The organism is Microcoleus sp. T2B6 (assembly GCF_036700475.1).
Classification (GTDB): Bacteria; Cyanobacteriota; Cyanobacteriia; order Cyanobacteriales; family Microcoleaceae; genus Microcoleus.
The window spans coordinates 6,547-21,228 of record NZ_JAUBOZ010000121.1 but is presented as its reverse complement, the minus strand read 5'-3'; the positions used below and the strand labels follow the sequence as shown (position 1 = coordinate 21,228).

The window sequence follows — 14,682 nt, the reverse complement described above, 5'->3', positions numbered from 1 at the left end:
AATACGTAAATACCACATTTTTTATATTTGTCTTTTTGTCAAGTACAATTTATACTAAATTAGATGAGCTTACCCTGCAATTTATAAAAACCCGCCCCCACCCCACCGTAAATCTGAACGTACATTTGGCTTGGAAAGTTGGGTTGGGGCGGGTTTTTGAGATTGTTTGTTTTGGGGCGATTATTGTTGGTGAACCCGCCCCAACAAATCTATAAATTACCAATTACCAATTACCCAGTCTTCAGAATAATCCCGATCGCTACAAAAAACTTAGTATTAGGGCGTAGCGCGAGTTATACTCCTACTGGAAAGACTGTGACTGCCAAAAAATCCCGACATCAAAGTTTATGAGCAACACTTCCGGGCCTCGGCCAGCCGCCGACAACCCCAAAACAAAAAAACTCAGCCTCTCAACAAAATTAGCTTACGGTGCCGGCGACCTCGGCCCGGCAATTACCGCTAATGTTTTGGCATTTTACCTCCTAGTTTTCTTTACCAATGTCGCTGGTTTACCTGCAGGCTTAGCCAGCAATATTTTGGTAGTTGGCAAGGTTTGGGATGCCATAAATGACCCGATTGTGGGGGTTTTGAGCGATCGCACTTCTCACCCTTGGGGCCGCCGATATCCTTGGATAATATATGGTGGCATTCCCTTCGGCATATTCTTCTTATTGCAATGGATAGTACCTAGCACGGATCACACAGTGTTATTTTGGTACTATGTTGCAATCAGCATTTTGTTCAACACCGCCTACACGGCTGTCAATCTTCCCTACACTGCCCTGACTCCAGAACTTACTCAAGACTACAACGAACGCACTAGCCTTAATAGTTTTAGATTTGCTTTCTCTATTGGCGGCAGCATCTTTTCATTAATCTTAGCTCTAATTATCTTTGCTGTATTTGAAAAGAACCCGAATCAACAATATTTAGTATTAGGTGCAATCTGTGCAGTTATCTCTGTCTTGCCTTTGTACTGGTGTGTTTTGGGAACTCGCAAGCACGTCGCAGCCCAACTATTAGAAAACGCCGAACTCGATAATTCTACATCCTTGCCACTGAAAGAACAGTTGCAGATTGCATTTAGCAATCGCCCTTTTTTGTACGTCATTGGAATTTATCTTTTTTCTTGGCTGGGAGTGCAGTTGACTGCTACTATTATTCCCTACTTTGTTGTTAACTGGATGCAACAGCCACAGTACGTTTTTAGCTTGGTTGCGATCGCAGTTCAAGGCACTGCATTAATCATGCTATTTGTTTGGAGTAAAGTCAGCGAGAGATACGGCAAAAAAGCCGTATATTTTATGGGCATGAGTTTGTGGATTATTGCCCAAGCTGGACTGTTTTTCCTCCAACCCGGACAAGTATTGCAGATGTACATATTAGCAGTCATGGCAGGTGTCGGAGTTTCCACGGCTTATCTAATACCTTGGTCGATGATACCGGATGTGATTGAACTCGACGAACTGCAAACAGGAGAAAGACGCGAAGGGGTTTTCTATTCGTTTATGGTACTGCTGCAAAAAATCGGATTGGCAGGGGGTTTGTGGTTGGTAGGTCAAGCATTAGAAGGAGCTGGATTTCTATCTACCGTTCCGGGACAGCAGGCACCCGTACAGCCAGATTCTGCGCTCTTTGCGATTCGATTTGCGATCGGGCCACTGCCCACCATTGCTTTAATTGCTGGCATGATTCTTACCTATTTTTATCCCATAACCCGCGAAGTTCATGCAGAAATATTGTTGAAACTGCGAGAAAGAAAAGCGCAAAAGCAGTAAGCGCTAATAAGGAGTAGTTGGCAATTAGTAAAAGGTCAAAATAACAACTCCCAATAGCTAATCCTGGCGCTATCAATAGCAATCCTCCCATCGGGTGCTAACTCTTTTTTTATTTAACAATGTGTCATCTTCTTATGGCATCGGTTAATTCCCAAAAAAGCCCGTTGCGCGTTTACCTAAAGGATTGCTATAGTTGGCTCGGAAGACAAATCAAAGCGATAGTTTTAGTAATAGCCCCGGAACCCAGAAACCTAGTTTTTTTATGAAAATACATAAATCGCCCAGCGCCATCCGCCCCGATAGAAAAACCCCGAATGCTTGAGTTGTTCGAGATGTCGATCGAGCTTGAGAACACAAATTATTAAATTTTATGTCTGTCGCGCACTATAGAGAGTAGTTTGTGATATAAGTATGACGCTCACTAAGTCTATATACTTAATCAGTCATCCAGATCCTCAAAAAGTTTATAATTAAAAGAAGAAACAGATTTTTATCGGAAATTGATTCGATTAGTTGCCGTTACAAAAAATCTGCTGAATGTGGCTAATTATATCTACATGGGAAATGCAAAACTTTTTAGCCGATCAGTTAGCGGGTAAGTTAACAAGTGCTTCTGCCGTGGACTGCGAACCGAAAAATGGCATAGAGGACAAACCAATACCAGCGCAAGCGGCGGCTGAGGTGTTAGGGTCAATTGTAAAAGTTTGGTAAAGTTATTGAACCCCCTGTCGCGAAGCTGAGCGACACCTGAAAAAGTTTGCTTCGTCGCCCGGGAACCCTAAATACAAGGACAACGCAGCAGAGCCAAATGCAGTCTGATATAACTCTCCACCAGTTGTAAAAGAACTTTTGCCGCCGGCATAGCATAGGGATTTAGTTATTTTTGTATACTATGTGAAAGTAGTGAGAACTATTAGAAGGAAGTGGGTTCGACCAACCAATAATTTCGTGTGATATCCTTAAGCCAATGCTCAAAGTATCAACCCGAAGGCTCGCAGAAGAAAGCTGATTTTACCTACACAATATCAAAGAGGTCAACATGGAAAGAGAACAGGATGCTCATATCGTACCCATTAGCAACCAGAGCCGACAGGTGCAGCAATTTTCCGTTGACGAGGGAGAAGAGTTAAGCGCGCAGCCTCAGAAAGGATTGAATCTAAAGCCGTTGTTGAGGACTTTTCAGCGACAAGCCCTAATCATTATTGGGATTATAGGTATAGTAGGGGCTGGAGCTGTTTATCAGATCAAGGGAGGCAAGAAAACATATCAAGCCGATTTTCGGATGCTAGTGGAACCCGTGACAACGGAGGCCAGAATTGCTGACCCCTCTGCCCTAGCCAATCGCGGCGATGGGGGGGGAGTCCCTAGTCGAGATTTTTTTAGTTTGGACTACGCAACTCAACTTCAAATTCTCCAGAGTCCTCAGATGCTGTCGGCTATTGTTAAACAAGTCCAAAAACGATATCCAGAAGTTACCGAGGAAATTCTTAAAAAAGGATTAGTCGTTTTGCGGGTGGGAGAAGATATGATGACGCTGACTAAAATTTTGGAAGTTCGCTTCATGGGGACCGATCCTAAATTAGTTGAGTTCGTTTTACAAGAAACTAAAAAGAAATATTTAAAGTACAGTCTGGACGAACGCAAGACTCGCATTGGTGAAGGTGTTATTTTTATTGAAGACCAGCTTCCGGGACTCAATAAGCGCGTAAACAAGCTGAAATCGGAGTTACAGGTGATACAGGAGCAGCAAAAGATTACCAATCCTCAAGAACAAGGCGCGCAATTAATGCAGCAAGTTCGTACCGTAGAAACTTTAGAGTTAGAAACTCAAAGGCTACTGCAAGAACAGAAAACGCTGTACGCTAACTTGCAAAAACAATTAGATTTTACACCAAATGAAGCTATTGCCGCTTCCGCTTTAAGCGAAGAACCTCAATATAAAGAGTTGCTGACCAAGGTTAAGGAAGTAGAAGGTCAGATTGCTGTAGAAACAGCTCGTTTTAAATCTGCTAACCCTATAGTGGAAGCTTTAGAGCGCAAGCGGGCAAATTTAGTAGCTTTGCTCAACCAGCAAACTGATAGAATTTTGGGGCAAAATTTAGTAGGCACCCAAGCCAATTCTAAAGTTCAGAATTTTCAAAATTCTATTCGCATAGGCTTGATTAAACAATTGGTTGATACTGCTAACCAAGTTGAAGTCTTAGAAGCTCGCCGTCAGGCAATCAGCCAAACTAAAAACAATTTAAACCGACAAGCAACAGAATTCCCCACCATAGCCCGCCGCTACAACGAACTGCAACAGCAATTAGAAGTAGCCGCCCGCACCCGCGATCAACTTTTAAGCCAGCGGGAAACTCTGCGCGTCCAAGCAGCTCAAAGCCAAGTCCCTTGGGAAATAATTTCTGAACCACAGATACCGCGAGATGCTAAGGGCAACCTGATTCCAGTTGCCACGAAAGCTAAAAACAAATTTGTGATGGCAGTTGTTGGGGCGCTAGTTTTGGGTCTTGGAGCTGCTATCCTCATTGAAAAGTTCCGCAATATTTTCTACTGTGCTGAGGACGTTAAAGATGCGGTTGAAGCGCCTTTACTGGGAGCAATTCCTCTTGACAAAAATGCTAGAAAATTGCAGCCTTCTATTGCTAATGCCTATGCTTATCTGGAAGGAAAAGAGGGTAATAAGAAAAAGGCTGCGGAATTTATAGAAGCTTTTGACTCTCTTTATACTAATATCCGCTTTCTTTCTTCAAATCGAACGATTAGCTCTTTGGCAATTGGTTCGGCTACAGTTGGCGAAGGCAAATCTACGGTTGCTTTAAACTTAGCTCACGTGGCAGCGCTGGCGGGTCAGCGAGTGCTGTTAGTAGACGCAAATTTCCATTCGCCCAGCCTGCACTTGCTGTTGGAACTCCCTAATGTCAAGGGATTGAGCAACTTGCTCGACAATAAAAACGAATCCAATGAAATTATCCAACGATCGCATCTAGCAGATAATCTTTTTGTATTAACTGCCGGTCTCCCGGAGCCTGGTACTGCCAGACGGCTGGCATCATCTCAGATGCAATATTTAATGGAAGAACTTCAGGCAAAATTTGACTTAGTTATCTACGATACACCGCCGTTGGCGGACAGTAAAGATACGAATTTTTTAGCGGCGCGCACCGATGGCATACTGATGGTTGTAGCAATTCGCCAGGTTCCCTTTTCTTTAGTCCAAAAAGTTTTCAGTCAATTAGAAAATTTTGGCATACCATGCTTGGGCACAGTTGCGAATCATGCCCCTAAACGCAAGAAGTATTCAGCAGCATCGAGATCATCAGTTGTTGAAGATAAAAATGAATATTTGAATTTGACACCAGCACCGTCTCGTATCCGCAAACTAGCTCCCAAAAAAGAGTGATACCCAACAAAGATGACCCCAAAAAATCGATACCAACCCCCGACAGCATTCATGGAACTCCCAAAATTTTAGACTCTTGTTCAATCTCCCAGATTCGTCTGTGGAGTAAATCGAAAATCTAAAATCGTTCGACTCAGCGCGACTTGAAGCTCGCGCTTGCCGAACCTCTTAGGCCCAAGTCTCAAATCTCAAATCTCAAATCTCAAATTGACTGATGGCGGACTAATTTCCATCCGGGTTGGTAGGAAATGTGACGATAAAATTAGTCCAGCCATTGCTGCTATCAACCTCAATTTTTCCCTGCAACTGTTCGACAAGTTTTTGAACCAAAGCTAAACCCAAACCTGTACCTCCTTGTTTCCAAGGATCGGCGTTGGGAACTCGATAAAATTTCTCAAAAATTCGAGGCAATTCCTCTCTGGAAATGGACGATTGATTGCTGAGTGTAAATTGGATTTCTGAAGCCACAGCACTTGCTTGTCGCGAATTTGTCCTTTGTCCTCCTTGTTCCCAGTCTCCGTTTTTGCACTCAACTTTCAGAAAAATTTCGCCGTTATTGGCAGTATATTTGCAGGCATTGTTGAGGAGCTCGGCTAAAATTCGTCCCAAACTAGCGCGGTTGGAACTGATCGTGGGGAGGTGGCGATCGCACTCTACTCGCAAATCCTGGTGGCGGTCGTGGGCCCGGGTGTAAAACGGGTCGATAATAGTAGGCAGCCAGATTTCTAAGTTTACTGGTTCGAGGTCGATCGGACAAGTTGCAGCTTCGAGCCGCTGCAAATCTAGCAAAGCATTAATCAAATCTGTTTCTCTAGTACATTCTGTTTCTAAAATTTCTAGATAAATCTGGCGCCGCTCTGGTGTGGGAGAAATTCGCAGCATATGAATAGCCATTTTTATATTAGCTAAAGGCGTCCGCAGTTCGTGAGAAACTGTGCTGAGAAATTCATCCTTGAGGACGTTTAAATGCTGGAGTTCGTGAACTTTTTGCTGCAATTCGGCGGTGCGTTCTTGGACTTGGCGTTCGAGGTCGGTGTTGAGATTTTGGACTTGCTGATAGAGTTGGGCTTGCTGAATGGCGATCGCGATTTGAGTTGCCAGTTGCAGCAGCAAATCCACTTCCGAAGGCTGCCACTGACGGGATTTGGAACACTGATGAACACACATCATCCCCCACAAATTGCCGTCTTGCAAAATTGGTACAATCAAATAAGCTTTGATTTGCGCTTGCTGGAACCGCGCATATTTTTCGGCGCTCAAACAGGCTTGGTCGAGATCCGGAACCGCATAAATTTCCTGTTCGACCACGGAAGCAGATTCTTGCCAAATATTATGCGGCATGATTTCTCCCAAGATTGAAGGCCAATTTTCGGCAACGGATTCTGCCACTACAATGCCGTAATTACTGGGTTCTAAATGCAAGATTGCTACTCGGTCAGCTTGCAAAACTTGGCGGACTTCATCGACGCTGGCGTTGAGAATTTCTTCGAGGTTTAAGGATTGGTGAATCCGCAAAGAAATGTGAGTTAACAGCCGATCGCGCTGCAATTGTTCGTGGAGTTTTGCAGTCCGTTCCCGCACCTGCTGTTCCAGTTTGGCGTTGCGGCTTTGCAACAGTTCCACTTTTTCGGCTTGCAATTGATAAACCGACTGCTGCAACTGTTTGACAACTCGGTACATTTCGGTGGGATCGAGGACTCTGAGCAAGCTGGTCTGAGTAATAATTCCCAACAGTTCTCCGCGCCCCCCGCACACGACCAACCGCTGCACTTGTTGCTGCTGCATTTCTTTGTGCGCCGTCCATAGGGAATCGGAAGGTTGAAGAAATTGCAGGGGAGTTCTCATGACTTTTTGAGCTAGGGTTTGCTTGAAATTTAGTTCAAGAAACTGTGCCTGCACAATGTCATATTCGGTAATAATTCCCAGGGGTTGGTGAAAGGAATAGTGAAAAATGGAGGTATAGTCATCTTTGGGCTTCTCCATTGTTAATTCTTTGTTTTTTGTAATCACTACGCAACTGACTTGATGCTCTGACATCAGTTCGGTTATGGTCAGCAGCGAGGCGGTGTGGGGCGCTGTAATTGGCGTAGTCATTAATTCTGCTACCCGCCGCAATTTAAGAATGTTTGAAGGTTGCAATACTTGGCGAATTCTTTCCCGTGTCAGCACTCCTACCAAGTGCCGAAATTGATTGACGATCGGCAAATAGCGAATCTTGTGCTGGCGAAATAAGGATAAGGCGGTAAACACGTCTTGGTCATCGGATTCTGTGAGGGAGACCGACACCGGGGACATCACTTCGGAAATTGGTATTTTGTGCAGGGCTACTTTGTGCTGGTTGTCTATTGTGCCAGAAGCTATCAGCCTCACTAAGTCGGCGGGAGTTAATATGCCGATTAACAGCCCGCGACTGGGGTTGTCGGATAAGTTGCCTGTGGTAATAGTCTGCTGGTTCTGCACGACGAACACGCAGCGGGCCCGCACCTTTTCCGGCGTGGATGTTTCGGTCATCCCCCCCCGGTCTGAGGGTACAGGTGTTTTGACTAGGGGACAACTGTTTCGCAACTGACTCATCAGGGCGATCGCCACTGCTAAGGAAGTTTCTGGCCCGGCAGTGAGGGGGTAGCGATCGATCGCTTGTTCTAAGGCTGAGGAGTAAAAGGGTGGGTGGTAGAACGGCATAGTGGATTGCAGGTTGTCAGAGGGCGGCTAACGATCGGGCAAAGCCTTAGGGAACGGCAGAAACAGTTCACAAAAAACCGGGCAATACTTGACATTACCGGATTTTTTGTGGCTCTTTTCGTACAGGTGAAACCCGTACAGGTGAAACTGCAAACACCTCTATACGGTTGCTGCACTCCTCAAAGGGTGAGTTTCCGTTTACTTTTCTAATCATATTTAATGCTGCATTCACATCAGCATTAATCAGCGTTTCATTACCCGACCGAAACAACCCACGTTTAACTCTCTTACCCTGGTAAGACTCTTGCTTACCGACAGGCTCTAAATCCAAAAAGCTGCACTTACTTGTATAAGATTCTTCTGTAACTGTTACCTTTATCCCCACTAACTCAGCTTTGTAAGTAATCATTTCTATGATCTTGGCGTGAGGAATTGCTACTAACGTCTGATTCGTTTTTTTTCCTAATTGTAAATTGTGTTTCCACCCCACATTTTTGCCAATAACTAACTTCCCGATTTGAGCGTCCACCAACCGCTTGACTATCAAACTGCTGGTTTGATGAAGATAGTTTTCAACTCGCTTGTTTCGCTTAAAGGTGATTTGCTGGATTTGAGGTGTGGTATATTTCCCTTTCTCAAGTTTTGACTGTAAAAATGCTCGGCGCTTATTGAAACCTTGATTGATTGATTTGAGATATTTTCCATCATAGAGAGTTGGAGTAAATGTTGGCTTATTTGATGCTAAAGCGACGAGGTTATCAATCCCTAAATCTATACCTGCTATGAGTTGGGGGTTTAAATCCACCAACGTTACAGGCTTTTCATAAACAACCTCAACAACGTAGGTCGCTGTGGCAGGAACTATCCTTACCTCTATGACATCTTGGGCTTTTGTAGCAATTATTATGTCACTTTGAGATAAATGAAGTAGCCCATTATTTTTATTTTTCCCCCTTTGTCCTATCGATTGGTTATCATAAATTAACAAGTTACGTCCACAGGTTTTATGTTTGTATTTAGGAATTCGGGGGGGGGATGAAAATTGATGGATATCTCGGTAATAAGCCTTTATTGACTTTTTCCAAGCCTCCCAATCGTGAATAACTTGTTTGAGAACTTGATTGCTAATTTTAGCAGGTAAGGATTTATAGTCGGCTGTGGGTTTTAGGATGGCATATAACTGTTTTATACTCCGGGTAGCGCCAACTTTAGACCCAGAGTTAAAAAAGTGTTCCCTCATGTAATAGTTACCATGATTGTAGAGATTTTTGAACAGGAACGATAAGTCATCAAACTGTTGAAAAAACTGATGCTGCCGGTCTATGTAATGCCTTTCAACGACAATCATAATTTTTTGTGGGGAGAAACGAAAAGTTTTTTGTTGCTTTGTTAAGCAATGTACAATAAAGTCCAGGGATTATCCGATATAGTGTAACACCTCGCCTGTGCTTGCGACTTAAATAATAGACTTTCTAATTGATTATTTCCATTAATCTGAGCTTCAGATTAATGGAAATAATCCGCAATCTCATTCATTTCAAATCCTTGGGCGGTTTTTACGACCTGCTTTTATCCTGAGACTCCCCTATAATCAAAATAACCCGAATGTAAAGTTTTACTACAATAATTAGGCATAATGACAACTTTAAGCTTAGAGCAAATTGCAGCCAAGTTAGAAAGCCAAAATTCCGCCGATCGAATGGTGGCTTTGGCCAACTTGCGGAATGTGCCTGCAGCAGAGGCGGTGCCTTTGATTAAAAAGGTGTTGAACGACGAAAGTTTGCAGGTGCGATCGATGGCTGTGTTTGCTCTTGGGGTCAAACCGACAGCAGAATGCTATCCTATTCTAGTCAAATTGCTAGAAACAGACCCGGATTACGGCATTCGCGCTGACGCGGCGGGTGCTCTGGGCTATCTCGAAGATATCAGAGCTTTTGATGCTTTGGTGCGGGCTTTTTACGAAGATACTCAATGGCTGGTGCGCTTCAGCGCTGCTGTTTCTCTGGGGAATCTCAAAGATCCCCGGGCCCGCGACGTGCTGCTAAAAGCTCTCGACAGCGAGCAAGTGGTGATCCAGCAGGCGGCAATTTCGGCTTTGGGGGAAATTAAGGAAATTGGGGCGATCGATCGCATCCTCAATTTTGCTCAGTCGGAAGATTGGCTGATCCGCCAGAGGCTGGCTGAAGCTTTGGGCAATTTGCCGAGTATTAAGAGCGTTTCGGCTTTAAAATACTTAGAAAAAGATAGTAATTCTCAAGTATCTAAGGCGGCAACAATTTCTCTCGATCGGCTGTCAAAAGCAGAAGCGTGACATAAAACTTTTAGTATGTTGAAAAACCCGGTTTATTGAATAAACCGGGTTAATCCGTATTTTAGCAATCTTAATAAAATTTATAGAGTATTCAGTAAAACCAGAATGTATTATTTAAGCTGCGAGGCTAAATCGCAAGTTAAAATAGTTGTTGATCTCCTTTAACCAAAGCCAGCCATGAATCAAGCGCCCAATCCCTTTAACTCAAATCCCTCCAATCCGCTAGACCCCTTGGAGCAAGAAGTTGACGAGCAAGGTGAAGCATTGCCGAAACAGTACCACCCAGCTACTAAAAAAACTCTGCAAAAAGTCTTTATCATCCTGGTAGTTGTGGGGGCAATTATTGGGGGAATTCTATCTATAGGGGTGATTTCGCTGATGCAAAAGGCCGGACTGACAGATGTGCCGGCAAGGGTACAGAATCCGAAGTGAATGGGTGAGTTGAGCGTACCGGAAGCGATCGCCGAGCCTTAATTATAGTATCGTTCAATATCGCGCCCATGTTGCGCGAGATTAAGATGCGATCGCTCACCTATTACAAAAAGAAATCTTAATATTTTCATTATTTTATTTTAGGCAACTGTGTCTATACAATCAAATTCGGTGCTGTAGGGGGCCCGACCAAAAACTGTTTCAAATAAACCATACTTATTCTGAGTAAGAGAATGTTAATTATTGGGCTATTTATCGCCACCTTTTTTTTAGCATACTGCAATGGTGCTAATGATAATTTTAAAGGCGTAGCGACACTGTTTGGCAGTCAGACGACGAACTATAAAACAGCAATTGGTTGGGCAACGATCACAACTTTTGCAGGTTCAGTATTTTCTATTTTTCTAGCAGAAACCCTGGTAAAAAGCTTTTCGGGAAAAGGGCTAGTTCCAGACGAGATCGCCAATGGCACAGATTTTCATTTGGCAGTCGCGATCGCTGCGGGTTTAACCGTTATTCTTGCTACCTTAACTGGATTCCCTATTTCCACAACTCACGGTCTTACAGGTGCGCTTGTCGGTGCAGGTTTAGTAGCAATTGGTACTCAAGTTAATTTTACAGCATTGCAGAAAAGTTTTCTAATGCCTTTGTTGCTGAGTCCCATGATTGCGATTATATTAGGAGCTTTAATTTATGCGCTGTCTCGCTACCTGCGAGTTTATTTAGGAATCCAGAAAGAATGGTGTATTTGCGCTGGTCAAATTCAACAGATTATTCCCATTCCCCAGCCCGATGCAACTAACATACTGAAGTGCATCACAACCGCTGATGTGGCGGTCGATTCTCTAGATAAATGCACGCAAAGGTATTTGGGAAATTTCTTACAAATTCCCAGCCAAAAGTTAGTAGATCTTTGCCATTTTATGAGTGCGGGAATTGTCAGTTTTGCCCGAGGATTGAACGATACTCCGAAAATTGTTTCGCTCATGTTAGTCGGTCAATCAATATCAGTTCAGTGGGGAAGTTTAGCAGTAGGTTTGGGAATGGCGATCGGCGGTTTGTTGAATGCTAGAAAAGTGGCCGAAACAATGAGCAAAAAGCTTACAGCAATGAATACCGGTCAAGGGCTGGTGGCCAACTTAGTGACGGGATTTTTAGTTATTGCTGCCAGTCGCTATGGACTTCCAGTTTCTACTACCCATGTTTCGGTAGGTTCAATCTTTGGTGTAGGATTGATTTCCAAAAAAGCTAACGTGCGCGTTTTCTATCAGATTCTACTATCATGGATTTTGACCTTGCCAATTGCTGCGGTAATCAGCGGCGGCGTTTACTGGGTGTTGCATCGGTAAGAGAATTAATCGTTAGTCCTAGAAGAGAAGAGAATGAGTTCGCAGTTGATTGGGGATTGCCATCAAAGAATAACTTTATGAAATCTAACGGTAAAAATAAGAAATCGCGCCGGGAGTTTTTGAATAAAAATTTAAGGGTAATTTATGGTTAAAAATTCTCCGAGCGCACCTCCTGTTGCAGATAAATTGATTGCTGCTGGCTTTCACGCTCTTTCTGACCCCCTGCGGATTCAGATTTTGGAGTTGCTGCGGGAACAGGAGTTGTGCGTGTGCGAATTGTGCGATCGACTTTCTGTCCCTCAGCCTAAACTCTCTTTCCACCTCAAAACCCTAAAAGAAGCCGGTTTAGTCCGCAGCCGCCAAGAAGGCCGCTGGATTTACTACAGCCTCAATTTAGCTCAGTTTGTCGCCCTCGAACAGTACCTCGCCGAATACCGCCGCTTCTGCCAGATCCTGCCGGCGCGCCCTTGTTCCGACGCGGGTTAACCCATCAACATTTCTTAATCACTCAAATACTGATATGGCTATTTTGATGATTGACATATCAAATTTTATTGATATGATGGGATGGAACAAATTAGTTGAGAGCGATGGATGCAACAGGTCAGAGGTTAGGTTGTGCTCGGCCAGATTGCAGGCGAGAGGCGATCGCCGAATTTCTAGGTACATTTATTTTGGTTTTTGCAGGCACCGGTGCGGTGATGGTTAACAAAACTAGCGCGGGTTCCGTAACTCATTTAGGCATCAGTTTTGTATTTGGTGCAGTAGTAACTGCGATGATTTACGCCCTAGGACACATCAGCGGTGCACACTTTAATCCGGCCGTAACTTTAGGGTTTTGGGCGAGCGGTTTTTTCCCAAAATACAAAGTTTTGCCTTACGTTTTAGGGCAGTGTGCGGGTGCAATCGCAGCTTCTAAAGTGCTGCTAATTACCCTAGGAAAAGTAGCAAATCTCGGTGCAACTATCCCTCTCAATGGTAACTGGTTGCAGTCTCTAATTTTAGAAACTGTTTTGACCTTTATCTTAATGTTTGTTATCCTCGGTTCAGGACTTGATAGACGCGCTCACATCGGCTTTGCCGGGATAGCAATTGGGTTAACTGTAGGGTTAGAAGCTGCATTTATGGGGCCGATTACCGGAGCGAGTATGAATCCGGCACGCTCTCTAGGCCCGGCTTTAGTTGGTGGCATTTGGGAACACCACTGGGTTTACTGGGTTGCTCCTATTTGGGGAGCACAATTAGCAGTCGCAGTTTATCGGGAAATATCTAACGGATTTCGGGATTTTAAGTGAAAGCATTATGGCAAATTTTACGCACAAACCGAGAATTTTGTTCCTATACGGCTCTTTAAGAGAGCGTTCTTATAGTCGCTTGTTGGCGGAAGAATCGGCGAAAATTATTGAGGGCTTCGGCGCCGAAGTTAGGTTTTTTAATCCTCTAGAATTGCCTATTTATGGTAGCGTTCCCGATACGCATCCGAAGGTTCAAGAATTACGGGAATTGAGCCTGTGGTCGGAGGGTCAAGTGTGGTCGAGTCCAGAAATGCACGGCAATATTACCGGCATTATGAAAAATCAAATTGACTGGATTCCTTTAAATATTGGGGCCGTCAGACCGACTCAAGGCCGAACTTTGGCGGTGATGCAAGTTAGCGGCGGTTCGCAGTCTTTTAATGCTGTCAATACTTTGAGAATTTTGGGTCGCTGGATGCGGATGTTTACGATTCCGAATCAGTCTTCGGTTGCTAAGGCTTATCAGGAGTTTAACGATGATGGGACGATGAAGGATTCGCCTTATCGCGATCGCGCGATCGACGTAATGGAGGAACTGTACAAGTTTACCTTGCTGTTGCGGGAGCAAACCGACTATTTGACCGATCGCTACAGCGAACGCAAGGAACAAGCCGCTAAAGAGACGATCGCACTAGCAAATCGCGCCCTTGAAACATCTAACTAACAACCACCAACTAACAACTAACAACCAACAAAAACCATGAAAAAAGTAATGTTTGTTTGCAAAAGAAACTCCTGCCGATCGCAAATGGCAGAAGGATTCGCTAAAACCATCGGAGCCGGCAAGATTGGAGTCACCAGTTCCGGGTTAGAATCAAGCAGAGTTCATCCGACAGCAATTCAAGTCATGTCAGAAATCGGCATTGATATCACCGATCAAACATCAAACCCATTAAACGAATTCAATGCAGAAGACTACGATGCAGTAATTTCTCTGTGTGGCTGCGGCGTGAATTTACCCGAAGCGTGGGTATTGCGAGAAGTGTTTGAAGATTGGCAACTCGACGATCCCGACGGACAACCCATCGAAACTTTTCACCGCGTTCGAGATGAAATTAAATCACGAGTTGAGAAATTAGTGGACTCTCTAAAGTAAGATTAGTGTCAAAATTAGAATTCTTGCCTTGTCGGTTTTAACTCAGCTCTTGCCGTATTGTCAATAAGCCTTTTCTGAACAGGCTTTTCGGCCTGTTCCACAACAAAATTCCTCTCCTGTGGAACAGGCATCTTGCCTGTTAATCGAGAATGGTGCAAGATGTCAGCTTTAACTGAGTTGTAGTATTGTCAATAAGCCTTTTCTGAACAGGCTTTTCGGCCTGTTCCACAACAAAATTAATCTCCTGTGGAACAGGCATCTTGCCTGTTAATCGAGAATGGTGCAAGATGTCAGCTTTAACTGAGTTGTAGTATTGTCAATAAGCCTTTTCTGAACAGG

Annotated in this window: 13 protein-coding genes; 11 read left to right on the top strand and 2 right to left on the bottom strand. The window is 44.0% G+C overall.

All coding sequences use genetic code 11. The features are described from left to right. The 4 genes from QUA00_RS31855 to QUA00_RS31840 form a co-directional block, all read left to right on the top strand. A partial coding sequence (locus tag QUA00_RS31855; RefSeq protein WP_333412377.1) for a hypothetical protein occupies positions 1-215 on the top strand: 215 nt, incomplete at its 5' end. Between the two features lie 132 nt (positions 216-347). Continuing rightward, positions 348-1,778 carry an MFS transporter gene (locus QUA00_RS31850; protein ID WP_333412375.1) on the top strand — a complete coding sequence of 477 codons (1,431 nt, stop codon included), beginning with the start codon at positions 348-350 and terminating at the stop codon, positions 1,776-1,778. A 537-nt stretch (positions 1,779-2,315) separates the two neighbouring features. Then, positions 2,316-2,489, top strand: coding sequence for a hypothetical protein (locus QUA00_RS31845; protein ID WP_333412373.1), 174 nt, complete (start codon positions 2,316-2,318; stop codon positions 2,487-2,489). Between the two features lie 328 nt (positions 2,490-2,817). After that, positions 2,818-5,178, top strand: a complete 2,361-nt coding sequence (locus QUA00_RS31840; protein ID WP_333412371.1) for a polysaccharide biosynthesis tyrosine autokinase — start codon at positions 2,818-2,820, stop codon at positions 5,176-5,178. A 222-nt stretch (positions 5,179-5,400) separates the two neighbouring features. Here QUA00_RS31840 and QUA00_RS31835 read toward each other — a convergent pair whose 3' ends face one another. Beyond that, entirely contained in the window at positions 5,401-7,860 is a 2,460-nt protein-coding gene (locus QUA00_RS31835; protein ID WP_333412369.1) for a CBS domain-containing protein, read from the bottom strand. A gap of 94 nt (positions 7,861-7,954) precedes the next feature. Next, positions 7,955-9,208: a transposase gene (locus QUA00_RS31830; protein ID WP_333412367.1), complete on the bottom strand. Its 1,254-nt coding sequence runs from the start codon at positions 9,206-9,208 to the stop codon at positions 7,955-7,957. Positions 9,209-9,496: 288 nt separating this feature from the next. Between QUA00_RS31830 and QUA00_RS31825 the strand changes: the two genes are divergently transcribed. From QUA00_RS31825 to arsC, 7 genes are all read left to right on the top strand, one after another. Beyond that, positions 9,497-10,171, top strand: a complete 675-nt coding sequence (locus QUA00_RS31825) for a HEAT repeat domain-containing protein (protein WP_333412365.1) — start codon at positions 9,497-9,499, stop codon at positions 10,169-10,171. Positions 10,172-10,348: 177 nt separating this feature from the next. After that, entirely contained in the window at positions 10,349-10,603 is a 255-nt protein-coding gene (locus tag QUA00_RS31820) for a hypothetical protein (protein WP_333075830.1), read from the top strand. A 233-nt stretch (positions 10,604-10,836) separates the two neighbouring features. Continuing rightward, positions 10,837-11,952: an inorganic phosphate transporter gene (locus QUA00_RS31815; RefSeq protein WP_333412363.1), complete on the top strand. Its 1,116-nt coding sequence runs from the start codon at positions 10,837-10,839 to the stop codon at positions 11,950-11,952. A 144-nt stretch (positions 11,953-12,096) separates the two neighbouring features. Further along, a complete protein-coding gene (locus QUA00_RS31810) occupies positions 12,097-12,438 on the top strand; it encodes a metalloregulator ArsR/SmtB family transcription factor (protein ID WP_333412361.1) in 342 nt (113 codons plus the stop codon). Between the two features lie 104 nt (positions 12,439-12,542). After that, a complete protein-coding gene (locus tag QUA00_RS31805; protein WP_333145632.1) occupies positions 12,543-13,247 on the top strand; it encodes an MIP/aquaporin family protein in 705 nt (234 codons plus the stop codon). A gap of 7 nt (positions 13,248-13,254) precedes the next feature. After that, complete coding sequence (arsH, locus tag QUA00_RS31800) at positions 13,255-13,911, top strand: arsenical resistance protein ArsH (RefSeq protein WP_333145634.1); 657 nt, start codon at positions 13,255-13,257, stop codon at positions 13,909-13,911. A 36-nt stretch (positions 13,912-13,947) separates the two neighbouring features. After that, positions 13,948-14,343, top strand: coding sequence for an arsenate reductase, glutathione/glutaredoxin type (gene arsC, locus QUA00_RS31795; protein WP_333412358.1), 396 nt, complete (start codon positions 13,948-13,950; stop codon positions 14,341-14,343). The last annotated feature ends 339 nt before the right edge of the window (positions 14,344-14,682 follow it).

Excerpts from the sequence above, each read along its gene's own strand:
- QUA00_RS31850 (WP_333412375.1), top strand. The coding sequence starts at position 348 with ATGAGCAACACTTCCGGGCCTCGGCCAGCCGCCGACAACCCCAAAACA.
- QUA00_RS31845 (WP_333412373.1), top strand. The coding sequence starts at position 2,316 with ATGTGGCTAATTATATCTACATGGGAAATGCAAAACTTTTTAGCCGAT.
- QUA00_RS31840 (WP_333412371.1), top strand. The coding sequence starts at position 2,818 with ATGGAAAGAGAACAGGATGCTCATATCGTACCCATTAGCAACCAGAGC.
- QUA00_RS31835 (WP_333412369.1), bottom strand. The coding sequence starts at position 7,860 with ATGCCGTTCTACCACCCACCCTTTTACTCCTCAGCCTTAGAACAAGCG.
- QUA00_RS31830 (WP_333412367.1), bottom strand. The coding sequence starts at position 9,208 with ATGATTGTCGTTGAAAGGCATTACATAGACCGGCAGCATCAGTTTTTT.
- QUA00_RS31825 (WP_333412365.1), top strand. The coding sequence starts at position 9,497 with ATGACAACTTTAAGCTTAGAGCAAATTGCAGCCAAGTTAGAAAGCCAA.
- QUA00_RS31820 (WP_333075830.1), top strand. The coding sequence starts at position 10,349 with ATGAATCAAGCGCCCAATCCCTTTAACTCAAATCCCTCCAATCCGCTA.
- QUA00_RS31815 (WP_333412363.1), top strand. The coding sequence starts at position 10,837 with ATGTTAATTATTGGGCTATTTATCGCCACCTTTTTTTTAGCATACTGC.
- QUA00_RS31810 (WP_333412361.1), top strand. The coding sequence starts at position 12,097 with ATGGTTAAAAATTCTCCGAGCGCACCTCCTGTTGCAGATAAATTGATT.
- QUA00_RS31805 (WP_333145632.1), top strand. The coding sequence starts at position 12,543 with ATGGATGCAACAGGTCAGAGGTTAGGTTGTGCTCGGCCAGATTGCAGG.
- arsH (WP_333145634.1), top strand. The coding sequence starts at position 13,255 with ATGGCAAATTTTACGCACAAACCGAGAATTTTGTTCCTATACGGCTCT.
- arsC (WP_333412358.1), top strand. The coding sequence starts at position 13,948 with ATGAAAAAAGTAATGTTTGTTTGCAAAAGAAACTCCTGCCGATCGCAA.